Source organism: Streptomyces sp. NPDC050211 (assembly GCF_040656035.1).
Classification (GTDB): Bacteria; Actinomycetota; Actinomycetes; order Streptomycetales; family Streptomycetaceae; genus Streptomyces.
Window position 1 is genome coordinate 1 of record NZ_JBFALC010000050.1, and the last position, 22,567, is coordinate 22,567.

The 22,567-nt window shown below is 69.8% G+C and carries 21 protein-coding genes and 2 pseudogenes; 11 read left to right on the top strand and 12 right to left on the bottom strand.

Annotated features, from left to right (window positions below; genetic code table 11):
• From AB0I98_RS35725 to AB0I98_RS35760, 8 genes and pseudogenes are all read left to right on the top strand, one after another.
• Positions 1–1,269, top strand: a pseudogene (locus AB0I98_RS35725) (hypothetical protein); the annotation flags it as partial.
• Between the two features lie 9 nt (positions 1,270–1,278).
• Positions 1,279–1,692: a roadblock/LC7 domain-containing protein gene (locus AB0I98_RS35730; RefSeq protein ID WP_030231800.1), complete on the top strand. Its 414-nt coding sequence runs from the start codon at positions 1,279–1,281 to the stop codon at positions 1,690–1,692.
• 112 nt (positions 1,693–1,804) lie between these two features.
• The gene (locus AB0I98_RS35735) at positions 1,805–2,200 is read left to right on the top strand and encodes a DUF742 domain-containing protein (protein ID WP_210577342.1); all 396 of its coding nucleotides are present in this window, start codon (positions 1,805–1,807) and stop codon (positions 2,198–2,200) included.
• A complete protein-coding gene (locus tag AB0I98_RS35740) occupies positions 2,181–2,756 on the top strand; it encodes an ATP/GTP-binding protein (RefSeq protein WP_362949191.1) in 576 nt (191 codons plus the stop codon). Before AB0I98_RS35735 ends, AB0I98_RS35740 begins: the two co-directional genes overlap by 20 nt.
• Before the next feature lie 388 nt (positions 2,757–3,144).
• Positions 3,145–6,420: a nitrate- and nitrite sensing domain-containing protein gene (locus AB0I98_RS35745; RefSeq protein ID WP_362949193.1), complete on the top strand. Its 3,276-nt coding sequence runs from the start codon at positions 3,145–3,147 to the stop codon at positions 6,418–6,420.
• A gap of 10 nt (positions 6,421–6,430) precedes the next feature.
• On the top strand, positions 6,431–6,844 hold the full coding sequence (locus AB0I98_RS35750; RefSeq protein ID WP_033321188.1) for a roadblock/LC7 domain-containing protein: 414 nt from the start codon (positions 6,431–6,433) through the stop codon (positions 6,842–6,844).
• Positions 6,845–6,938: 94 nt separating this feature from the next.
• Entirely contained in the window at positions 6,939–7,523 is a 585-nt protein-coding gene (locus AB0I98_RS35755) for a DUF742 domain-containing protein (protein WP_362949194.1), read from the top strand.
• A complete protein-coding gene (locus tag AB0I98_RS35760; protein ID WP_026243582.1) occupies positions 7,504–8,085 on the top strand; it encodes an ATP/GTP-binding protein in 582 nt (193 codons plus the stop codon). Before AB0I98_RS35755 ends, AB0I98_RS35760 begins: the two co-directional genes overlap by 20 nt.
• A 154-nt stretch (positions 8,086–8,239) precedes the next feature.
• Here the strand turns inward: AB0I98_RS35760 and AB0I98_RS35765 are convergent, their stop codons facing one another.
• Together AB0I98_RS35765 and AB0I98_RS35770 are read right to left on the bottom strand one after the other, a co-directional pair.
• Positions 8,240–8,431 carry an acyl-CoA carboxylase subunit epsilon gene (locus AB0I98_RS35765; RefSeq protein WP_210577335.1) on the bottom strand — a complete coding sequence of 64 codons (192 nt, stop codon included), beginning with the start codon at positions 8,429–8,431 and terminating at the stop codon, positions 8,240–8,242.
• A 57-nt stretch (positions 8,432–8,488) separates the two neighbouring features.
• Positions 8,489–10,084 carry an acyl-CoA carboxylase subunit beta gene (locus tag AB0I98_RS35770; RefSeq protein ID WP_362949195.1) on the bottom strand — a complete coding sequence of 532 codons (1,596 nt, stop codon included), beginning with the start codon at positions 10,082–10,084 and terminating at the stop codon, positions 8,489–8,491.
• Between the two features lie 403 nt (positions 10,085–10,487).
• Between AB0I98_RS35770 and AB0I98_RS35775 the strand changes: the two genes are divergently transcribed.
• Entirely contained in the window at positions 10,488–11,099 is a 612-nt protein-coding gene (locus tag AB0I98_RS35775; RefSeq protein WP_362949281.1) for a YceI family protein, read from the top strand.
• A 30-nt stretch (positions 11,100–11,129) separates the two neighbouring features.
• On the opposite strand, the gene AB0I98_RS35780 is transcribed toward AB0I98_RS35775, so the two are convergent.
• The gene (locus AB0I98_RS35780) at positions 11,130–11,699 is read right to left on the bottom strand and encodes a YdeI/OmpD-associated family protein (RefSeq protein WP_362949197.1); all 570 of its coding nucleotides are present in this window, start codon (positions 11,697–11,699) and stop codon (positions 11,130–11,132) included.
• A gap of 218 nt (positions 11,700–11,917) precedes the next feature.
• On the opposite strand from AB0I98_RS35780, the gene AB0I98_RS35785 reads away from it, so the two are divergent.
• Positions 11,918–12,700 carry a serine protease gene (locus AB0I98_RS35785; protein ID WP_362949199.1) on the top strand — a complete coding sequence of 261 codons (783 nt, stop codon included), beginning with the start codon at positions 11,918–11,920 and terminating at the stop codon, positions 12,698–12,700.
• Between the two features lie 82 nt (positions 12,701–12,782).
• On the opposite strand, the gene AB0I98_RS35790 is transcribed toward AB0I98_RS35785, so the two are convergent.
• The 4 genes and pseudogenes from AB0I98_RS35790 to AB0I98_RS35805 all read right to left on the bottom strand — a co-directional run.
• Positions 12,783–13,214, bottom strand: coding sequence for a group II truncated hemoglobin (locus tag AB0I98_RS35790; protein WP_362949201.1), 432 nt, complete (start codon positions 13,212–13,214; stop codon positions 12,783–12,785).
• A 43-nt stretch (positions 13,215–13,257) separates the two neighbouring features.
• Positions 13,258–14,607 carry a hypothetical protein gene (locus AB0I98_RS35795; RefSeq protein WP_362949203.1) on the bottom strand — a complete coding sequence of 450 codons (1,350 nt, stop codon included), beginning with the start codon at positions 14,605–14,607 and terminating at the stop codon, positions 13,258–13,260.
• A gap of 91 nt (positions 14,608–14,698) precedes the next feature.
• Complete coding sequence (locus AB0I98_RS35800; RefSeq protein WP_362949204.1) at positions 14,699–17,719, bottom strand: glycoside hydrolase family 3 N-terminal domain-containing protein; 3,021 nt, start codon at positions 17,717–17,719, stop codon at positions 14,699–14,701.
• Between the two features lie 46 nt (positions 17,720–17,765).
• Positions 17,766–17,930 (bottom strand): annotated as a pseudogene (locus AB0I98_RS35805) (ATP-binding protein); the annotation flags it as partial.
• 19 nt (positions 17,931–17,949) lie between these two features.
• Between AB0I98_RS35805 and AB0I98_RS35810 the strand changes: the two are divergent.
• Entirely contained in the window at positions 17,950–18,144 is a 195-nt protein-coding gene (locus AB0I98_RS35810) for a DUF397 domain-containing protein (protein WP_362949206.1), read from the top strand.
• 50 nt (positions 18,145–18,194) lie between these two features.
• Here AB0I98_RS35810 and AB0I98_RS35815 read toward each other — a convergent pair whose 3' ends face one another.
• The 5 genes from AB0I98_RS35815 to AB0I98_RS35835 form a co-directional block, all read right to left on the bottom strand.
• Entirely contained in the window at positions 18,195–18,620 is a 426-nt protein-coding gene (locus tag AB0I98_RS35815; protein ID WP_362949207.1) for a hypothetical protein, read from the bottom strand.
• Positions 18,621–18,692: 72 nt separating this feature from the next.
• The gene (gene cimA, locus AB0I98_RS35820; RefSeq protein WP_362949209.1) at positions 18,693–20,297 is read right to left on the bottom strand and encodes a citramalate synthase; all 1,605 of its coding nucleotides are present in this window, start codon (positions 20,295–20,297) and stop codon (positions 18,693–18,695) included.
• A 310-nt stretch (positions 20,298–20,607) separates the two neighbouring features.
• The gene (locus AB0I98_RS35825) at positions 20,608–21,609 is read right to left on the bottom strand and encodes a hypothetical protein (RefSeq protein WP_362949210.1); all 1,002 of its coding nucleotides are present in this window, start codon (positions 21,607–21,609) and stop codon (positions 20,608–20,610) included.
• Positions 21,581–21,751: a hypothetical protein gene (locus AB0I98_RS35830; protein ID WP_362949212.1), complete on the bottom strand. Its 171-nt coding sequence runs from the start codon at positions 21,749–21,751 to the stop codon at positions 21,581–21,583. The genes AB0I98_RS35825 and AB0I98_RS35830 overlap by 29 nt, the downstream gene beginning before the upstream one ends.
• Before the next feature lie 145 nt (positions 21,752–21,896).
• On the bottom strand, positions 21,897–22,508 hold the full coding sequence (locus AB0I98_RS35835; RefSeq protein ID WP_362949213.1) for a TetR/AcrR family transcriptional regulator: 612 nt from the start codon (positions 22,506–22,508) through the stop codon (positions 21,897–21,899).
• Positions 22,509–22,567 lie beyond the last annotated feature (59 nt).

The window sequence follows — 22,567 nt, forward strand, 5'->3', positions numbered from 1 at the left end:
GCTCCGGCCGGTGCGGGTGCCGGCTTCGGCGGCCAGGCGCCGGGTGCCCCGCAGGGCCTGACGGCCGCGGGCACGGGCGGGCCGTCACAGGGTCAGAACGCGCAGGACGCCGTATCGAACAAGGAATCCGGACGTGGTGGGCGTCGTGGCCGTCGGCCGCAGCTGCCGCCGCGGGGCGGAGCACGGGCCGAGCTGCCGGGCGGCAACGCGCAGCAGCCGCGCACGCCGAGCTGGAGCGACGAGAACGCGCAGCCGTCGGTGTCGCGCGCCTCGCTCGACACCCCGCGCGGGCACGACGAGCAGCGCGACCCGTCGCAGACCGCGCCGATGCCGCGGATCGACGACCGTGGCCCGGCATCGACCTCCGGCTTCCCGGCGGTTCCGCGCAGCGAGGGCCGGCAGGGCCCCGCGGACTTCGCCCCGCAGCAGCCGGGTGCGAACGGGCCGCAGAACACCGGGCAGTTCACGCGCCCGGGCACCGGCGCCCCGCACCACACGGGTGAGTTCCCCAGGCCGGACCAGAACTCCGGTGAGTTCCCGCGTCCCGGAGCGGTTCCGCAGAACTCCGGCTCCGGCCAGGACACGGGCCAGTTCGTCCGCCCGGACGTCTTCGGCCAGACCGGGAACCAGCCGGCCCCGCAGGCGTACGACAACAACGGCTCCACGGGCGGCTACGGCTACCCGCCGCAGCCCGGACGGCAGAACCCGGCGAGCGCCAACGGCACCAACGGCTACGGTGCCGGGCGTCCGCCCGTACCGCCGCGTCCGCCGCAGCGGCCCACCCGCCAGGAGCCGGAGGCGCTGCCGCCGGCCGGCCCGGGTGACGGACGTACGCCGCTGTACGACACTCTCGAGACCAACTGGTTCCACGGTCAGGGCAGCCAGGGCGGACCGCAGCAGGGCAACGGCTCGGCTCCCCCGCCGGCCGCCCCGCCGCAGCCGCAGCACGCTCCCGCCCCTCAGCGTCCCGCAACCGGCAACTGGCGCAGCTCGCCGAATGACGATCTCATTCGGCAGGCAGAGCGTGTGCGGCAGCCGGCCGCGGGCGGAGTCACCACCTCCGGCCTGCCGCGCCGGGTACCCAGGGCGAACCTCGTCCCGGGTACGGCTCAGCAGCAACAGCACAACAGCGGTCCGCAGGTCTCCCGTGCGCCTGATGACGTACGCGGCCGGCTGACCAATCTCCGTCGGGGTATTTCGCAGGGTCGCCAGGCCGGTAGCGGTCAGACCGGCAGCTTCCCGAACCCCACTCACCAGCAGGAGCGTTAGTTGAGGCAGATGAGCCAGGCGGCACAGAATCTGAACTGGTTGATCACCAACTTCGTGGACAACACCCCTGGGGTGTCCCACACCGTCGTCGTGTCCGCCGACGGTCTCCTTCTGGCGCTGTCGGAAGGGTTCCCGCGCGACCGGGCCGATCAGCTCGCGGCCGTCGCGTCGGGTCTCACCTCGCTGACGGCCGGGGCCTCCCGGATCTTCGAGGGGGGCGATGTGGCACAGACGGTCGTCGAGATGGAACGCGGCTTCTTGTTCCTGATGTCCGTCTCGGACGGCTCGTCCCTGGCCGTCCTCGCCCATCCCGAGTGCGACATCGGTCTGGTCGGCTACGAGATGGCGCTGCTGGTCGACCGCGCGGGCGCAGTGCTCACGCCCGACCTGCGCGCCGAACTGCAAGGAAGTCTGCTCCACTGACCCGCCCCGGATCCACCCGTCTCACCAAATCACCGTCCGGCCGCCACAATCCCCCCACCGGCCACCGTCTGACGGCACGACTGACCGACTTGCTGTCCCGCCCGGAGGATTCATGACCCCGCCCACCGCCTCTCATGATCCGTACGCGGAGCCGTACGGGGACGAAGGCGACGAGCCGCTGGTACGTCCTTACGCGATGACCGGCGGCCGTACCAGGCCGCGCTACCAGCTCGCCATCGAGGCCCTGATCAGCACTACGGCCGACCCGGCGGCGCTCATGGGACTCCTCCCGGAGCACCAGCGCATCTGCCATCTGTGCCGTGAGGTGAAGTCGGTCGCCGAGGTGTCGGCTCTCCTCGCCATGCCGCTCGGCGTGGCGCGGATCCTCGTCGCCGACCTCGCCGAGGCCGGCCTTGTCGCCATCCATCAGCCGGGCGGCGACGAGAGCACCGGCGCGCCCGATGTGACACTGCTCGAAAGGGTGCTCAGTGGACTTCGCAAGCTCTGACGGAGGTCGGGCCACCACCTCCGCGAAGATCGTGGTGGCCGGCGGCTTCGGCGTCGGCAAGACGACGTTCGTCGGCGCCGTCTCCGAGATCAACCCGCTGCGCACCGAGGCCGTGATGACGTCCGCGAGCGCGGGCATCGACGACCTCACCCACACCGCGGACAAGACCACCACCACGGTGGCCATGGACTTCGGCCGCATCACGCTGGACCGGGACCTGATCCTGTACCTGTTCGGTACGCCGGGTCAGGACCGGTTCTGGTTCATGTGGGACGACCTGGTCCGCGGCGCCATCGGTGCCGTGGTCCTGGTGGACACCCGGCGCCTGGCAGACTGCTTCCCGGCGGTGGACTACTTCGAGAACAGCGGTCTGCCGTTCGTCGTCGCCCTCAACGGCTTCGACGGACACCAGCCGTACGCGCCCGAAGAGGTGCGCGAGGCGCTGCAGATCGGTCCGGACGCCCCGATCATCACGACCGATGCCCGGCACCGGTCGGATGCGAAGAGTGCCCTGATCACGCTGGTCGAGCACGCTCTCATGGCTCGTCTGAGGTAGCGCTCACGTCACATTCAAGTCGGAAGCGCCATACGGCAGTTGTCGTAGATGTCCCGGAGCCGACTGTGTCCTTTGACACGGTCGGCCACGGTGTTCATAACGTTTCGGCAGAGGAATCGGGTGGTACCGCCACGCGTCGCGGTCGACTCGTGTCGCTGCGCACACAAAGGCCCCGTCATTTGACGGGGCTCGCTCTTTATGACCGTTTTATCTGGGGCTTACATCGCTTGTAATGATCGCTTTCCACTGTTTGGAAGAGCGCACGGCCACGTGCTGGAATGCCTGAACTGCCCAATAGTCAAAGACGTACTCATCAGTCGATGACGAACAGGGCTCTGAGACACTGCGGCACAACGAAGGTGCCGACCGCCGAGAGGTTGTTGGTCGAGTGAGGCGAAGCAAGAACGGTCCCGAGCCGTCGTCGGCGCGGGGCAACTTCACCCCGCCGCCGCGCGGAGCGGCGCCCGCCCATGTGCCCGGATCGGAGCCAACGGCCGCGCCGGCTCCAAGCGGCGGCCGTTTCTCCCCACGCAACTGGCGCGTGCCGACCCGGCTGAACGCGATCCTGCTCATACCCGTGGTGGTCGGCCTGGTCATGGGCGGCTTCCAGGTGAAGAGCTCGATCGACACGTGGCAGGAGGCCGAGGACGCGGAGAACACCGCGCGCCTGGTCCGGGCCTCCCTGAACTACGCCGACGCGCTCTACATCGAGCGTGACACCACCGCGGCGCCCCTGCTGAAGGGCAGCGCACAGAACGCCGAGGACAAGGCGACCGTCACCAAGCTGCGCGGGGCCACGGACAAGGCCGCCGACGCCTTCGACGAAGCGGCCCAGAACATGCCGCAGAAGGCGGGCCTGGAGCGCCGCCTGAAGCTGTTCCGCGACGCGGAGCCCAAGCTCGCCGATCTGCGAGCGGCCGCGTACACGAGCAAGCTGACCGGCGTGCAGACCGAAGAGGGTTACGTCGAGGTCGCGCACCCCCTCACCGAGTTCGCCAACGAGCTCGGTCTGGGCACCGGCAACATCACCAGCTACGGCCGGACCGTCTACGCCATCGAGCTGACCAAGGCGGCCCTGTCGCTGCAGCGCTCCATCGGCATGCACCTGCTGATCAAGCCCGGCCCGGACGCCCAGGGCTTCGGCAAGCAGCGCGTCGCCCTCTCCTCGTACGCGTACCTGGAAGGCATCGCCGTCGAGGAGTACATCGGCGGTGGTACCGCGGCGGACGAGCAGAAGCTCAAGGACGCCGAGGTGCGGATCAAGGCCGAGGGTGCGGCGATGGCCAAGCAGGCCGCCGCGGACGCCGCCGCGCAGGGCGAGAAGTACGTGCCGCCGCCGGCGAACACGACCACCATGGTCTCGGCGATCGCGACGATGCAGGGCATGGACCCCTCCGTCCGTGAGGCCCTCGGTGAGAAGGGCATCACCGCCCAGAACTGGTGGGCGGTCAACACCCTCAAGTACAACGCCTACCAGCAGATCGAGAACGACCTGGCCGACACCGCGGTGAACGAGGCCGCGACGATCGCCGACGAGGCCAAGCGGGACGCCATCATCGTGGGTGCCGCCGTCGTGGTCGCCCTGCTCGCCGCGTTCATCCTGGCCGGCATGGTGGCCCGCCAGATGTCCCGCTCGATGCGCCAGCTGCGCAACGCCGCCTTCGGCATCGCCGAGCAGCGCCTGCCGATGCTGGTCGACCAGCTCTCGCGCACCGACCCCGGCCGCGTCGACACCCGGGTCGCACCGATCCCGATCAACTCGACCGACGAGATCGGCGAGGTCGCCCGCGCCTTCGACCAGGTCCACCGCGAGGCGGTCCGGCTGGCCGCCGAGCAGGCTCTGCTGCGGGGCAACATCAACGCGATCTTCACAAACCTGTCGCGCCGCAACCAGTCGCTGATCGAGGGCCAGCTGACCCTGATCACCGACCTGGAGAACAACGAGGCCGACCCGGACCAGCTGGAGAACCTCTTCAAGCTGGACCACCTGGCGACCCGTATGCGCCGCAACGGCGAGAACCTCCTGGTCCTCGCCGGCGAGGAGCCCGGCCGCCGCTGGGACCAGCCGGTCCCGCTGGTCGACGTGCTGCGCGCCGCCTCCTCCGAGGTGGAGCAGTACGAGCGCATCGAGCTCTCCGGTGTCCCGGAGGCCGAGATCCACGGCCGCGCGGTCACCGACCTCGTGCACCTGCTGGCCGAGCTCCTTGAGAACGCCACCACGTTCTCCTCCCCGCAGACCAAGGTCCGCGTCACGGCGACCCGTCTCCCCGACGGCCGCGTGATGATCGAGATCCACGACAAGGGCATCGGCCTCACCGCCGAGGACTTCGCGGACATCAACCACAAGCTGGCCAACCCGCCGACCGTGGACGCCGCGATCTCCCAGCGCATGGGCCTGTTCGTGGTCGGCCGGCTGTCCGACCGGCACGGCATCCGGGTCCAGCTGCGTCCCTCCGGCGAGCAGGCCGGTACGACGTCCCTGGTCATGCTGCCCGACGCGATCACCCACGGTGGTGGCGGCGACTACCAGTCGGCCCCGGACGAGTTCACGGTCTCCCAGATCATCCCGGAGCGCAGCTTCCAGGGTGAGGACTTCAACCGCCAGCCGATGCGCACGGCCGCGGAACTCGGCTTCGACGACAGCCGCTACTCCGAGGTCCCGGACGACATACGCGAGCTGGACCCCGTAGGCCGCTCCCTGATGCGCGAGGAGCGCCGGGCGGCCCTGGAGTCCCAGAGTCCGCAGAACCCGGGTCAGCAGCCCGCCCAGGACGGTTCCGCCCCCACGTACGCCGACGCGTTCGACGACATGCAGCAGCCCTACGAGGGCGGCCAGACCGGCTACCCCGAGCAGCCCGGCGGGTACGACCAGCAGACGGCGTACGACGAGCGGCAGCAGACGCCGTACGAGGAGCAGCAGCGTCCGGCGTACGACGAGCCGTACTACGCGCCGAACGGGGGCCTGCCGCAGGGCGACACGTTCTCATCGAACGGCGGCTACCCCGAGCCCTCCTATCCGGAGCCGGTCCAGGAGGACCACTCGGCGCCCGGCGGCTCCGCGCCGGAGACGTTCGCGGCCTTCGAGGAGCGTCGCTACCAGGACGACTGGCCGCAGCAGAACGACTACCAGAACGGCTACGGGTCCGAGTACGCTCCGGAACCGGAGCCCACGCAGGCCGCTGACGTGAGTGAAAGCGACCACGTAGGCTTCGACCGTCCGGGACCGGCCCCCTCCGCGTCTCACGAGCTGACCGACGCCGGACTGCCCCGCCGCGGATCCACCCCCGCGAACGGCAACGGCTCGCGGCCCGTGAACCAGGAGCAGCCGGCCTCCGCACCGGAAAGCAACGGCAACGGCGACTGGCGCTCGGCGAACGACGCGCGCTGGCAGCAGGCCGCACAGCTCCGGAAGCCCAAGGCGGGCGGAGTGACCGCCTCCGGCCTGCCGCGGCGGGTACCCAAGGCCAACCTGGTCGAGGGCACCGCCGAAGCGACCCCTCAGGGTGGCCCACAGGTCTCCCGCGCTCCCGAGGACGTCCGGGGCAGGCTGAGCAACCTGCGCCGCGGTGTCCAGCGGGGCCGCAGCGCGGGAAGTGAAACGAACGGCCAGGCCACTAGGAATCAACACAGTGGTCCTGACAGCACCTACAACCAGGAGCGTTAGTGTGAGCCCGATGAGCCAGGCGGCGCAGAACCTGAACTGGTTGATCACCAACTTCGTGGACAACACCCCCGGGGTGTCCCACACGGTGGTGGTCTCCGCCGACGGACTCCTTCTGGCGATGTCCGAAGGCTTTCCGCGCGACCGCGCCGACCAGCTCGCGGCGGTCGCCTCCGGTCTGACCTCACTGACCGCCGGTGCCTCGCGCATCTTCGAGGGCGGCAGTGTGAACCAGACGGTTGTGGAGATGGAGCGGGGATTCCTGTTCATCATGTCCATCTCCGACGGTTCGTCGCTCGCAGTACTTGCACACCCGGAGGCGGACATCGGCCTCGTTGGGTACGAGATGGCGCTTCTGGTGGACCGTGCCGGTACGGTCCTCACCCCTGATCTGCGTGCGGAGCTCCAAGGGAGCCTTCTCAACTAACAGTCAGACGGTGCGTTTTGGCGTCCCGTGGCCGTAAGGTTTCGGGACGCGGCTCCACAGTGATGGGTGCCAGGCACAGTCGGAGGAGGAGAAAGTGGCAACACCCCCAGGCGGTTCGTCTTCGGGCAACTGGTCATACGGCCCTGCCCAGGGCCCGGGCCAGGACGACGGGTCGGCGAACCGGTACAACTTCCCCTCCGCACCGAGCCAGCGGCGGCAACCGTACGCGCCTCAGGGTCCGCAGGGTCCCGGGCCGTACGACCAGCCGCATCAGCCGCGCATCCAGCCGGTGCAGCCGCAGCGACGCGCCCCTGAGCCGGCGCCCGCCGGGGCGACGAGCAACCCCCTGGTGCGCCCGTACGCCATGACCGGCGGCCGGACGCGCCCGCGCTACCAGCTCGCCATCGAGGCACTGGTACACACCACCGCGCAGCCGCATCAGATGCAGGGCCAGCTGCCCGAGCATCAGCGGATCTGCAACCTCTGCCGAGAGATCAAGTCGGTGGCCGAGGTCTCGGCTCTCCTCACGATCCCCCTCGGCGTGGCCAGGATCCTCGTCGCCGACTTGGCGGAGGCGGGCCTGGTCGCCATCCATCAGCCCGGCGGCGACGAGAACGCCGGCGGCCAGCCAGACGTGACACTGCTCGAAAGGGTGCTCAGTGGACTTCGCAAGCTCTAGCGGAGGGCCTTCCCGCTCCACCACGTCCGCGAAGATCGTGGTGGCTGGCGGCTTCGGCGTGGGCAAGACCACGTTCGTCGGCGCCGTCTCGGAGATCAACCCGCTGCGCACGGAGGCCGTCATGACGTCTGCTTCGGCAGGCATCGACGACCTCACCCACACCGGGGACAAGACGACCACGACGGTCGCCATGGACTTCGGCCGCATCACCCTGGACCAGGACCTCATCCTGTACCTGTTCGGCACCCCCGGTCAGGACCGGTTCTGGTTCATGTGGGACGACCTGGTGCGCGGCGCCATCGGCGCGGTCGTCCTGGTCGACACCCGCCGTCTCGCCGACTGCTTCCCCGCGGTCGACTACTTCGAGAACAGCGGACTCCCGTTCGTCATCGCCCTCAACGGCTTCGACGGACAGCAGCCGTACAACCCGGACGAGGTCCGTGAGGCCCTCCAGATCGGCCCCGACACCCCGATCATCACGACGGACGCCCGCCACCGCGCGGACGCCAAGTCGACGCTGATCACGCTCGTGGAGCACGCGCTGATGGCGCGGTTGCGCTAGCCGCGCGGTGCAGCGTGAAGGGGGCGCCCTCTCCGTTTGGAGAGGGCGCCCCCTTTAGCGTGCGGCTACCGGGCTGCCCCTACGGGTAGTTGGCCGCCTGCAGGCCGTATGTGGCTGGTCGCGCAGTTCCCCGCGCCCCTTACGGGCGCGGGTCTCAGCGCCAGCTGTGCGGTGCCCGGAAGCCCGGCTCGCGCTCCAGGCGGCGCCAGCCTGCCTTGGCGCGGCCTCGGTGGGTCGGCTCGGTGGGCGGCTGGGCGGCGGCGCGGGCGAGGAGGATGGCCGTGATGGCGGCGACTTCCTCGGGCTCGGCGTGGCCCTTCTCGACGCGGATGTCAGGGGTGTTCATAGGTCTCAGTCTCCGTGAGAGAGGTTTCCGCGCGGGTAGCGCAGAGGGTCCGCCGGGTTACTGCGGAGGGTTGCCGTGCTTGCGGGAGGGCAGGTCTGCGTGCTTGGTGTGCAGCATCGCCAGGGACTTGATCAGGACCTCGCGGGTTTCCGCCGGGTCGATCACGTCGTCGACCAGACCGCGCTCGGCCGCGTAATACGGGTGCATCAGCTCGGACTTGTACTCCTTGACCATCCGCGCCCGCATCGCCTCGGGGTCCGGGGCTTCGGCGATCTGCCGGCGGAAGATGACGTTGGCCGCGCCTTCCGCGCCCATCACCGCGATCTCGTTCGTCGGCCAGGCGTACGTCAGGTCGGCACCGATGGACTGGCTGTCCATGACGATGTACGCACCTCCGTAGGCCTTGCGCAGGATCAGGGAGATCCGCGGCACGGTCGCGTTGCAGTAGGCGTAGAGCAGCTTCGCTCCGTGCCGGATGATCCCGCCGTGTTCCTGGTCGACACCGGGGAGGAACCCCGGCACATCGAGGAAAGTCACGATCGGAATGTTAAAAGCGTCACACATCTGGACAAAGCGCGCAGCTTTTTCCGAGGCCTCGATGTCGAGGACGCCGGCGAGGGTCTGCGGCTGGTTGGCGATGATGCCGACGACCTGGCCGTCGAGGCGGGCCAGCGCGCAGATGATGTTGCGGGCCCAGCGCTCGTGGACCTCGAGGAAGTCGCCGTCGTCGACGATCTCCTCGATCACCTTCGCCATGTCGTACGGCCGGTTCCCGTCCGCCGGGACCAGGTCGAGGAGGACGTCGCTGCGGCGGTCCGGGGCGTCCGTGGAGTCCACCCGGGGCGGGTTCTCGCGGTTGTTCTGCGGGAGCATCGACAGCAGGTAGCGCACCTCGGCGAGGCACGTCTCCTCGTCGTCGTAGGCGAAGTGGCACACGCCGGAGGTCTCGGCGTGTACGTCCGCGCCGCCGAGGCCGTTCTGGGTGATCTCCTCGCCGGTGACCGCCTTGACCACGTCCGGGCCGGTGATGAACATCTGCGAGGTCTCGCGGACCATGAACACGAAGTCGGTCAGCGCCGGGCTATAGGCCGCGCCGCCCGCGCACGGGCCCAGCATCACCGAGATCTGCGGGATCACCCCGGACGCCTTGGTGTTGCGCTGGAAGATGCCGCCGTATCCGGCGAGCGCGCTGACGCCTTCCTGGATACGGGCCCCCGCACCGTCGTTCAGCGACACCAGCGGCGCGCCGGCCGCGATGGCCATGTCCATGATCTTGTGGATCTTCGTGGCGTGAGCTTCGCCCAGCGCACCGCCGAAGATGCGGAAGTCGTGGGCATAGACGAAGACCGTGCGGCCCTCCACCGTGCCCCAGCCGGTGATCACACCGTCCGTGTACGGCTTCTTGCCCTCCAGACCGAAGCCGGTCGCCCGGTGCCGGCGCAGTTGCTCGACCTCCCGGAAGGAACCGGGGTCAAGCAGCAGCTCGATGCGCTCCCGGGCGGTCAGCTTGCCCTTGGCGTGCTGCGCCGTGGTCGCCTTCTCGCTCGGACCGGCTACCGCCTGCGCCCGGATCTCGTGCAGCTCGGCCACGCGCCCGCGGGCGTCGGTCGGCTCGCTCGTGGACTCACCCGGCGCCTCATCCAAAACGGTCATGTAGCGACCTTACGAAGGAGAGCAAGGAAAGAGGGCCGTCGACTCCGTACAGTCTCCGGCCTGTTTTCCTGGTACCCCTGAACAGAACCTCGACGGCATGCAGCCGTTCCGACTGGTCAGAGGGGATCCGGCTTGTAGGGGTCGCACAAACTCGTCAGCCGAGAGCCACCTCACATTCATGTGAGGCACATGCCATCGCCGGAGTGAAACTCAGGCGCGGTTCGACGGCCGGTCGAGGGTACCTCGAGGGGACCGCCCGGCCGCCTTTCAAGAACACGGCGCGAAGACGTTGAAGCTCGAACGGAATAGGTCTACGGTCGGCCGTGTTGAGCTCGTTGAACATTCAACATCACCGGCCGTGGTCTCCGCCCGGAGCCGCGACCCGTCCCCCTTGGAGCAGATCATGGGCATCTTCGGCCGCAAGGAAGCCACCACCGAGACCGCCGCCGCCGAGTCCGCCGCGGCGACCCCCGACCTGGCCGCGCTGACCGGCGACTACACCATCGACCCGTCGCATTCCGCGATCGGGTTCGTCGCCCGCCACGCCATGGTCACGAACGTCAAGGGCAAATTCCTCGACTTCACCGGCTCGCTGCACCTGGACGGCAGCGACCCGACGCAGTCCACCGCCTCCATCGACGTCAAGATGGACAGCGTCGACACGGGGTCCGCGGACCGTGACGGACACCTGAAGAGCGCCGACTTCTTCAAGATCGAGGAGTTCCCGACGATGACCTTCCGCTCCACCAAGGCGGAGGCCCTCGGCGACGAGGACTACCGGATCACCGGCGACCTGAGCATCCTCGGCGTCACCAAGCCGCTCACCATCGACCTGGAGTTCAACGGCGCCGCGAAGGACCCCTTCGGCAACGAGCGCGTCGGCTTCGAGGGCAAGGCGGAGATCAAGCGCTCCGAGTGGGGCCTGACCTGGAACGCGGCGCTGGAGACCGGCGGTGTCCTGGTCTCCGACAAGATCAAGCTGAACTTCGACATCTCGGCGATCAAGAACGCGTGACACTCCGCGACAGCGCCGGTGAGCCTCGGCTCACCGGCGCTTCGTCAACTCCCGGAGTATCGCGGCCACTTGATCCGCCCGGCGCTGCGGGGTCCGGGCGCGCAGGAGGCCCAGCATGACCTGGTAGCGGTCGGTCCTGCCCAGCTTCTCGAAGGCCGCCCTGGCGCGGGGGTTCTCGTCCAGGGCCACGGCCAGTTCCGCCGGGACCGTCGCCTCCTTCTGCGACTCGTACGCCGCCTCCCAACGCCCGTCCGCCTTAGCGGCGTTCACCTCCGCAAGGCCCGCGGGGCGCATCCGGCCGACCGCGCTCAGTTCCGCCACCCGCCGCACGTTGACCATCGACCAGAGGCTGCCCGGCCTGCGTGGAGTGATCCGCTGCAGGAAGTACGACTCGTCGAGCGCCCTGCGCTGCCCCGTGATCCAGCCGTGGCAGAGGGCCACGTCATTGACGTCGGCGGCCGTGACGGAGGCGATGCCCGAGCCCTTCTTCGCGACCCTCACCCACAGACCGGGATGCGGCGCCGGGTGAGCGGTGAGCCAGGCGTCCAGGTCGGCGACGGACGCGAAGGCGTGGGGCTGCGGCTCGTCGGGAGACGTCATGGGGGAACCGTAGGCGAGCCCTCCATGCCGCGTCGTCATCGTCGCGATCACGCCACGAAGGAACTAGGTGGTTGGCCGGTTTTCGGTCCTTGTGCACGCGCTCACAGCGTCCACATAATCCAGCAACCAGGAATTGACCGGTCCATGCCAGAAGCTTCATGTCGGACATGAGCGGGCGTGGGCCGGTCGATTGCCAACCCCCCACGGAAGGCGTCACGTTGAAGACTCTCCTCAAAGCCCTCAAGAGATGCGCGGTCGCCGGTGCGGCCGTGCTCGCGGTCGTCAGCCTTCAGCCCGTGTCCTCGGCGCAGGCCGCCCCCGCGCCCGTCGTCGGCGGAACCCGCGCCGCGCAGGGCGAGTTCCCGTTCATGGTCCGGCTCTCCATGGGCTGTGGCGGCGCGCTCTACACCCAGCAGATCGTGCTCACCGCCGCGCACTGCGTGGGCTCCACCGGCCCCAACACCAGCATCACCGCCACCGCCGGCGTCGTGGACCTCCAGTCCACCTCCGGCCGCGTCCAGGTCCGCTCGACGTACGTCTACCGCGCCCCCGGCTACAACGGCACCGGCAAGGACTGGGCCCTCATCAAGCTCGCCCAGCCGATCAACCTGCCGACGCTGAAGATCGCCACGACCAACCAGTACAACACCGGCACCTTCACCGTCGCCGGCTGGGGCGCCGCCAGAGAGGGCGGCAGCCAGCAGCGGTACATGCTCAAGGCGACCGTGCCGTTCGTCAGTGACGCCACCTGCCGGACCTACAGCGGCTACAGCGGCCTCGTCGCGAACGAGGAGATCTGCGCGGGCTTTGCCTCGGGCGGTGTCGACACGTGCCAGGGCGACTCCGGTGGGCCCATGTTCCGCCGTGACGCGTCCAACGCGTGGATCCAGGTCGGCATAGTCAGCTGGGGCATCGGGTGCGCCCGGCCGAACGCGCCGGGTGTCTACACCGAGGTCTCGACGTTCGCCTCCGCGATCGCTTCGGCGGCTTCCTCGCTCTGAGCTCCGCCTGAGCGCTCCCCCTCTCGTACGGCCCGACGGGCCCCGGTGCCGATGTGCGCCGGGGCCCGTCCCCGAACGCGAACTACCAGGTCCAGCGTGGGACTTCCCGCAGCGGATGCAGGTCGTCGTCCGTCTTCGCGTGCGAGTTCTGCTGGGCCACCCGTGAGCCGAACTCGACGTGTTCCCGCACAGCCGCACGGAACCGTTCGTCGTCGGGCAACCCCGCCTCGTCCAGCGACTCCAGATAGACCTGGACGAAGCGCTCGCGCTGTTCCTCGGTGATGTGCAGGCCGCGGTGGACGTCGATGATGTACGCGAAGCCCAGTTCGCGGGTGAAGCGGTCGGGGCCGCCGAAGGACTCGGCGGTGAACCAGGTCAGGTGGTCGACATGGGTCGGGACGCGGTGCGGGAACAGCGCGCGCAGGACGGGGTCCGCGAGCGCCTTCGCGTAGAAGATCTCCTCCAGGTGGTGGAGGGCCTCTGCGCCGCCCGCATGGTCGTAGAGACTCGTCATGGGTCCCAGGGTGCGCCGGTGGGGCGGGTTCCGCCCCGCGTGTTCAGAATCCTCCGCCGAAGTCCCCTCCGCCTCCGAAGTCCCCGCCGCCGAAGCCGCCGCTGAAGTCGTCCGTGCTGAAGTCGGCTCCGGAGACGTCGCCGCCCTCGTAGCCGGCGGTGCCGAAGTCGCCGTAGCCGGAGCCGTAGTCGGCGGCGTAGGAGGGGGTGGCCATCATGCTGCCGAGCATGGTGCCGATCAGGAGGCCGGGCAGGATGCCGCCGCCGAAGTAGCCGCCCGCCCAGGGGCCGTACGCCGGTCCGGCCTCCCAGTACGGGCGGCGGCCGGAGTCGGTGTCCACCTCGCGGACCATCGGGTCGCGGCCGTCGGCCAGCCGGGTCCGGTCGGCGGCGCAGACGGGCACCTCGCGGGGTGCGCCGCCGGACGGCGTCCACGTCTCGTCGGCGACGGACGGACCGTGCCGCGGGTCGAAGAAGCAGGGCGGACGGCGTTCGGGCAGCGGCCTCTTCTCCCGCCTCGCCTCCAGCCGGGCCAGCGAGAAGCGGCCGTCCTCCAGGGACTGTGTGACGGCACGGACGTGCTCGGGTTTCTCCGCCTCCGCCATGTGCGTCTTCGCCTTGTCGTAGGAGTCGAGCGCGTGCTCGTAGTCCTCCCGCATGGCGTCGTCCGCGCCGGGCTCGCCCGGATGGAAGTCGAGGCGGTCCAGCTCCTCGCCGAAGGCGGTGATGTCCTCGTCGACGACGACCCGCAGCTTCTCCAGCGCGGCCCGCTGCTCCTCCTCGTGCCGGCGCCGGTTGCGGCGCACGATCGTGTACGCGCCCGCGCCGCCGGCCGCCAGCACCGCGCCGATCGTGATCAGCCCGGCGACCGGCACACCGTCGTCGGTGCCGGTGGAGCCCCAGGAGGACGGGGCCGAGCCGCCCATGTTGGCCAGGGCCCGGTCGGTGAAGGCGGTGAGCTGGCTCTGGGTGGTCGGCTCGTCCTGCACGCTGGTGACGAGGTTCCGCACGGCCTCGTTCGACAGGACCGACGAGTCGGCCTTGGCGTCGAAGTCGTCGCCCAGGCGGATCGCATACGCACCCGTGATGCCCGTCGCGGTGCGCAGGTTCTCGAAGAGGTTGTCGGTGGGGTGGTCCGCGGGCAGAACCGCCACGAACAGCGGCTTGTCCGCGTCCTTGATCTGCTCGGCGAGCGCGTCCGCGTCCGACGTCGACAGCTGCGCGGAGGCGGCCGGGTCGACGTAGACGGGGCTCTCCTTGAGTGCTTCGGCTACGGCCGAGACGCTCGTGCCCGCGGAGGCGCGCGGGGCGTTCGCCGCTACGACGGTCAGCGCGGCGAGCGCCAGGGCGATCAGCAGTCCGATGAAGCCTCGGCGCGGTATCGCGACCTTCATACTGTCGAAAGTACCTGAAAGACCCGTGGATCGGACGTCTCCGTCGGGGGGAGATGCGGGCCGCGCACCGCACCTCCCCCCGACCAGTACCTCAAGCCGCCCGGTAGGCCGCCGTCAGTTTCTGCACGGCCGCCGCATAGCGTCCCGTGGTCAGCAGGTGATCGGCGTCGGCGAAGGGCCCCGCCACCGCCGCCGTGATCTTCGCGCCGGTCCTCTCCTGGACGATCAGCCGCGCCTTGCCGACGATCGCGCGGCCGGCCTCCGCAGAACCGGCCTTCTCCGCCAGCGCCGCCGCGATCCCGAGCGCCTTCAGCGTGGCCGCCCCGCCCTGCGGGACCTTCGTCAGCGTGGTCAGGCCCCAGCCGTACGGGAACTGCGGGTCGTACGCCGGGTCGCCGACGTTGATCGGCTGCTGCGCCTGCGACTTCGGCCAGGTCACGGGAAGCTGCCCGGTGAACGGCCGCCTGCCGTACAGCACGTCCGCCACCCCGTCGCCCTCCGTGCCCGGCAGCCAGGACGCCACCAGCGCGTCGATGTCGCCGAGCCGGTCGCCGATCAGCTGCGGGCGCCCGGAGACGATCAGCACCGCACACTTCATCGCCGCGCACACCTTGTCCACGGCTGCCTTGTCGGCGTCGGTCAGCTCCAGGTCGTGGCCGTTGCCGACGTCACCGACGCCCTCGGCGTACGGGGTCTCGCCGACGACCACGACACCGACGTCGTGGCCGGCCGTCGGCGCCGACGCGTCCTTGGAGTACGTCAGCTGCGCTGAGCTCTTCCGCATCCCCTCCAGGATCGTGGTGCCCTCGGTGATGTCCCCGGACGAGCCCTGCCAGGTGACCGTCCAGCCGCCGCTCTGGTTGCCGATGTCGTCGGCGTTGGACCCGGCGACGTACACCTTCTGCGACTTCTTCAGCGGCAGGACGGAACCCGCGTTCTTCAGCAGCACCTGCGACTCGGCCGCGGCCTCGCGCGCCACGGCCCGGTGACCGGCGGAACCGATCTCGGCGGCGCCGCTCGTGTCGGCGTACGGCTGCTCGAAGAGCCCCAGCCGGAACTTCTGGGTGAGGATGCGGGAGACGGCGTCGTCGATCCGCTGCTCGCTGACGCGTCCCGCCTCGACCTCGTCGACCAGCGTGGTGTGGAAGTCCTTGTACGCGTACGGGACCATGATCATGTCGAGGCCCGCATTGATCGACGTACGGACGTCGGACGGGTAGTCGCCCGGGATCTGGTCGATGGCCTGCCAGTCGCTGATCACGAAGCCGTCGAAGCCCATCCGGTCCTTGAGCACGCCGTTGATCATGTCGGCGCTCGCGTGCATCTTCACCGGGCCCTCGTCGTCGCCGAGGAGGTCGAGGGAGGAGAACGACGGCATGACCGTGCCGACGCCCCGGTCCACGGCGTCCTGGTACGGCGCGAGATGGACGGCCTCCAGCTCCCGCTCGGTGACCTTGGTGACGCCCTGGTCGATGGTGTAGGTGCCGGTGGTGGAGGAGCCGTACTCGGTGCCGCCGTCCCCGACGAAGTGCTTGGCGGTGGCGAGCACCTTGTCGTTCCGGTCCAGGTCCCGTCCGTCCGCGCGCCCTTGAAGGCCCTGGATGACCGTCTCCATGGACTCGACGAGGGCGGGGTCCTCGCCGAAGGACTCGTAGGAGCGGCCCCAGCGTTCGTCGCGGGTGACGCACAGGCAGGGGGCGAAGTCCCACGGGATGCCGGTAGCGCGGACCTCGGCGGCGGTCACCGCGCCCGCCTTGTAAGCGAGCCCGGGATCGCGGCTCGCTCCGATGCCGATGTTGTGCGGCATGATCGTCGCGCCGACCAGGTTGTTGTGGCCGTGCACCGCGTCGACGCCGTAGATCAGGGGGATCTGGAAGCGGGTCGCCTGGGCCCGCAGCTGAAAGCCGTCGATCATCTTCGCCCAGGCCTCGGGGGTGTTGGGCGTCGGCGTCGAGCCGCCGCCGGAGAGCAGCGAGCCGAGGTCGTACGCCGCGATGTCACCCGGCGCGGTGAGCGCTCCGCGTTCGGCCTGGGTCATCTGACCGGCCTTCTCGGCCAGGGTCATGCGGGAGAGGAGATCTGCGACGCGCTTCTTCACGGGCAACTTGTCGTTGAGATACGGCAGTCCGTGCGCGTCCACGACGACCTGCGCGGTTTCCGCCGGGGCCTTGGCGCCGGTGACCGTCAGCTTCAACGGGACCGTCTCCGCGGACTCGGCCGACCGGTCCTTGAGGGTGAGGACCTGGACGGTACGGGTCGTGCCGGAGGCGGTGCCGGCGGGGAAGGTGATCGTGCCGGAGACCGGGGTGAAGTCCTTGCCGGGGTCGGCGGTGCCGCCCACCGTCTCGTACGTCACCGTCACGGGCTCGTCGATCGGAGCGGACCCGGTGGTGACGACGGAGATCTGCACGCCCGCCGTGCCGCCCTCCCGTACCGGGTACACGGCGGCGCCGGTCGTCACGGACGCGCGCAGCGACTGGTCCGCCTTGCCGTAGAGCTCGACGCCGTCCATGGCGAAGTCGCCCTTGACGCCGACGGGGAGCGTGACGGCGTAGCCCCACATCGCGGTGAGGCCGAGGACCTGGTCGATGCCGCCGACGGGCTGGTAGTCCGTGCGATACGTGAAGTCGGTGAAGGGGATCTCGATCTGTTTCCAGCCACTGAAGTCGTCGGTGAAAGAGGTCGTCCACAGCTCGGAGGCCTCGCCGTTGGCGCCGCCGTCCTTGAGTTCGAAGGCGATCTTCTTGCCGTTGTTCCGGCCGTCCCACCAGAAGCGGATGCCCTTGTGGGCCGACCAGTCGTGGGCGGGCTTGTCGAAGGCGAAGTCGTGGGTGAAGCCGCCGTAGCCGCTGATGTCGTAGGTGCCGGTCAGGACCTTCTCGCCCTCTGGGGCGTCTGATCTTGGGCTGAGCTGGAGGGTGGGCGGGTCGTCGGCGTCGCTCCCCCACGTGAAGATGCCCTCGGCGGGCGGGCTCGCGAAGGGGATCTCACCCTCGAAGCGGTCGACGGGGACGGGCACGGGTTCATCGGCGCCGGCCGCCGCGCTCGCGGCGGTCAGCGGCAGCAATCCGGTCAGCAGGGCGGCGGAGACGAGCAGGGCGGTTCTTCGCATGGAACGCACAGAGCTTCCCCCTTGGCTCTCTTGGTCCACTCATCACTTACCTCACGGCGTGAGTGAACTGGCGCCCCAAAGAGCCGTCAAGGCACCCGGCAACCCTGAACTCGCACCAGACGACTTTGCCCGGATCCCGCTCCCTCACGCCCCACTTGTCGGCCGGCGCGGCCACCAGCAGCAGGCCGCGGCCGTGTTCCGACTCCGGGTCGGCGTCCGGGGTGCGGACCATGGAATGCTGCGGTCACGGGCCCTCTCACCGGATGAGAGCGTGCGTCGGCCAGGGTGGCGACTGCGTCGAGGTCGCCACCGGGCCCTCCGCCGTCCACGTCCGCGACTCCAAGAACACCGGCCCCAACCTCACCGTGACACCCGGAACTTGGGCCGCATTCCTCGGGTTCGCGCGGCAGGACAGGCACGGGTAGGAAGAGGGGGAAACCGCGCCCCAGCCACAGGAGCGGCCTCCCATTCCTCGTCACTCGCCTCCGTACAGCCGCCCCAGATCCACCAGCACCACGTCACCGGCGGCGTCCGCCGCCGCCCTCAAGTCGTCGGTGAAGCCGGCGCCGCTGTAGCAGGCCAGGCGTACCGCCGAGACGTCCTGGCCGCGCCCTGCGAGCAGGGACTTGATGTGGCGGAGCCGGTCGAGGTGGCCGGTGCTCATGACGCGGTCCCATTTCGCTTCCCCGAGGGAGAGCAGCACGCCGTTGCCCTGGCCCACCGCCCCGCGCACCACGACGTCGACCTCGTGGCTGGTGCGGGTGTGCGGGTCGGCGACCGTGCCGTACGAGACGTCGATCGGCATCCCGCCGGACTTGCCCTGACGGCGGCGCCCGGACACCACGGCCATCGTGGCTTCCGGGCCGTCATCCGTGGCGAACGCCGTCAGTTCGGGTCTCACGCCAGGGGAACCGCACTTCCGGGAAGTACGTTTCCCTGAACGAGCGCCAGGCCCGGATGGTCACCGCCCAGCTCACTCGGCGGGCTCGACCCCCGCCCGCAGCAGCCCGTACGCGTACGCGTCCTCCAGCGCCTGCCAGGACGCGGCGATGACGTTCTCGCCGACGCCGACCGTCGACCACTCGCCCTCGCCGTCGGAGGTGGCGATGAGGACGCGGGTGGTGGACTGGGTGCCGTGTTTGCCCTCCAGGATGCGGACCTTGTAGTCGACGAGCTCGAGCTTGGCGAGCTGGGGGTAGATCTTCTCCAGGGCGACGCGCAGGGCGCGGTCGAGGGCGTTGACCGGGCCGTTGCCCTCGGCGGTGGCGACGATGCGCTCGCCCTTGGCGAAGAGCTTGACCGTGGCCTCGTTGGCGTGGGTGCCGTCGGGGCGGTCCTCGACGATCGCGCGCCAGGACTCGACCTCGAAGTACTTCAGCGGCCTGCCCTCGACCTCGGCGCGCAGCAGCAGCTCGAAGGACGCGTCGGCCGCTTCGTATGTGTAGCCCTTGAGCTCCCGCTCCTTCACCCGCTCGACGACCCGGCCGACCAGCTCGCGGTCGTCGCCGAGGTCGACGCCGAGTTCCTTGCCCTTGAGCTCGATGGAGGCGCGGCCCGCCATGTCGGAGACCAGCATGCGCATGGTGTTGCCGACCTGCTCGGGGTCGATGTGCTGGTACAGGTCGGGGTCGACCTTGATCGCGGAGGCGTGCAGTCCGGCCTTGTGCGCGAAGGCGGAGACGCCGACGTAGGGCTGGTGGGTGGAGGGGGTGAGGTTCACGACCTCGGCGATCGCGTGCGAGATCCGGGTCATCTCGCGGAGGTGGTCGTCGGGGAGGACCTTCTTGCCGTACTTCAGCTCCAGGGCCGCTACGACGGGGAAGAGGTTGGCGTTGCCGACGCGCTCGCCGTAGCCGTTCGCCGTGCACTGGACGTGGGTCGCGCCCGCGTCCACCGCCGCGAGGGTGTTGGCGACCGCGCATCCCGTGTCGTCCTGGGCGTGGATGCCGAGCCGGGCGCCCGTGTCGGCCAGGACCGTCGAGACGACCGCCTGGACCTGCGCCGGGAGCATGCCGCCGTTGGTGTCGCAGAGGATCACGACGTCGGCGCCGGCCTCCGACGCCGTACGGACGACGGCCTTGGCGTACTCGGGGTTGGCGCGGTAGCCGTCGAAGAAGTGCTCACAGTCGACGAAGACGCGGCGGCCCTGCTCCCTCAGGAAGGAGACCGTGTCGCGGACCATCTCCAGGTTCTCGTCGAGCGTGGTGCGCAGCGCGAGTTCGACGTGCCGGTCATGGGACTTGGCGACCAGGGTGATCACCGGGGCGCCGGACTCCAGCAGCGCCCTGACCTGGTGGTCCTCGCTCGCCTTGCCGCCCGCGCGACGGGTGGCGCCGAAGGCGACCAGCTGGGCGTGCTGGAAGGCGATCTCCGCCTGCGCCCGTGCGAAGAACTCCGTGTCCCGCGGGTTGGCGCCGGGCCAGCCGCCCTCGATGAAGCCCACGCCGAAGTCGTCCAGGTGCCGTGCGATGGCCAGCTTGTCCGCGACGGTGAGGTTGATGCCCTCCCGCTGCGCGCCGTCGCGCAGGGTGGTGTCGAAGACGTGGAACGAGTCGTCGAGCTCGCTGGTTTCCGTCATGGTCTGAAGGCTCCTGATGAAATGGATCTCGGTCTGTACCGGAATGACCGGCTCCACCGTCCCCCAATGATCCCTCGCGCTGCGCTCCCGGCTGTAGGTGGGCCAGAAATGCGAAAAACCCCTCGCGGGTGCGAGAGGTCTGCGCGCGGGTCGAGGACGACGGTGTCCGCCCGTACCTGGTCGTACGTGGCGGTCACTGCGGACCGGCGCGCCTGCTGCCAATAATCATGGCGAACGAGAGCACGGGGGCAGTCTGGCACAGCTTTCCCCCGCGCTCACCGTCCGTCTCAGGATGCGAACAGCCAGTTGATCACCGCAGGTGGCGTACGAACGCGTCGGCGCCGTCGTTGAGGTCGCCGGCCGGGATCAGCGTCGGGTCGGACGACTGGAAGACGATACGGCGGGCACCGTCGGCGATCCGGCCCGGCAGGACCTCGGCGGTCGCGGTGCCGCCGGTGGTGTCCGGGGTGACCAGGGTGGTGGTGCCCTTCTTCAGGTCCCGCAGATAGACGGGCCACTCCTTGCCGTAGCGGCTGCCGGGCTCGGTCACCTCCGACATGAAGGTGAGATACCGGCCGTCGGCGCTGATCGCGGCGTTGCGGGTGTAGACCTCGCCGGGGCCGCCCTGGGTGCCGTGGACGCGCTGGTTGGCGCCGGTGGCGATGTCGTGGACGAGGACGTTCCAGCTGGCGTCGTTGTCATCGGGGACCAGATGGGTGTCGCGGGACTCGAAGACGACGGTGCGGCCGTTGCCGCTGATCGACGGGTTCAGGGACTCCTTCTCGGTCCCTGAGCCGTCGTAGGAGCGGTCGATCTGGGTGCGCTCGCCCGTGCCGCGGTCGTACATCCAGATGTCGCCCCAGTCGTCGCCGCGCGGGCCGTTGCGGTAGGTGTACTGGTAGACGACCCGGCGGCCGTCGTCGCTGACCGTCGGCTGGGAGGCGTTGCGCGGCTCCCCGGTGGGCCTCGGGTGGCTGATCCGCTCGGTGGTGCCTGCGACGCGGTCCCGCAGGAAGACCACGCTGGTGTCGCTCTCGGCATTCTCCTGGAGCGTGTAGACGGCATAGCGGCCGTTGGGGCTCACGGAGACGCCGGCGGGCTGCCCGGCGAAGCCCTCGGGGACCTCCAGGCCGAACCCGACCCGCTTCCCCGTGTGGATGTCGTGGATCCATACGTCCGTGTCCTCGTTGGACGGGCCGTACTGGACGTAGACGTAGCGGCCGTCGTTGAGGACCGCCACCAGGCCGCCGAACCCCGCGAAACGGAGCTTGCCGGTGTGCGGGTCACGCAGATACATACCGCCGTGCGGCACGTTGGGGTCGAGGTCCTCGGCGTCCGCTGACCGGCTCGGTGCGCGGAGCGCCGGGTGCGGCGCTCGCCGTGATCCCCGTCAGCGCCACCGTGACGGCGACGGCGACGGCAGTGAGCGCGGCAAGCCGCTTGCTGCTGTGCATGGTCGTTCCCCCGTGGTTGGACATGTTCCCCCTGAGTTCCCGTGGACGCTCTTCCCCCGGCCCCGCGCCGAGGGCTCTCTTCGAGGCAAACGCACCACGCGCTACAGGGTCAATCGCCCTTATTGCGTACAACCAGGGCGTGCGGTCAGGCGTCCGCGAGGAGGTTCTCGTCGAGGAACTCCCGTACGTGGCCGAGAATCTGCGCTCGGTCCGTGCCGCGCAGCCCGATGGCCACGTTGATGGAGAAGCCGTCGAGCAGGGCCCGCAACCGGGCGGCGAAGCGGTCCGGGTCGACCGCCCGGAACTCCCCCCTCGACATCCCTTCCGCCACCAGCGCCACCAGGTCCCGGTGCCAGACGCCCTCGATGGCGGCCTGGCGTTCACGGGCCTCGTCGTCGGCGTTCTGCGAGCGGTTCCAGACCTCCAGCCAGAGCGTCCAGTGGGGGTCACGGTGGCCGTCGGGCACGTACAGGTCGACGTACGCGTCGAGCCGTTCCCGGGCCGGTGCGGACCGCGTCAGCAGCCGGCCGCGCTCGGCGCCCAGTCTGCCCTCGCTCCACTCCAGGGTCTGGAGCAGCAGCTCGTCCTTCGAGTGGAAGTAGTAGAGGAGATGACCGCTGCTCATCCCGACCTGACGACCGAGCGCCGCCATGGTCAGCTTCTCCAGACCGCGCTCGGCGATCATCTCCATGGCGGCGGCGAGAACGTCCTCGCGGGGCGGGGCGGGGGTACGGCGACGGGCTCCCGGTGCGGTCATACGGGGGTCTCCTGCGGTCGCGGCGGCTCGGTCATCCGACGTGCGCAAGCGGCGCAGAG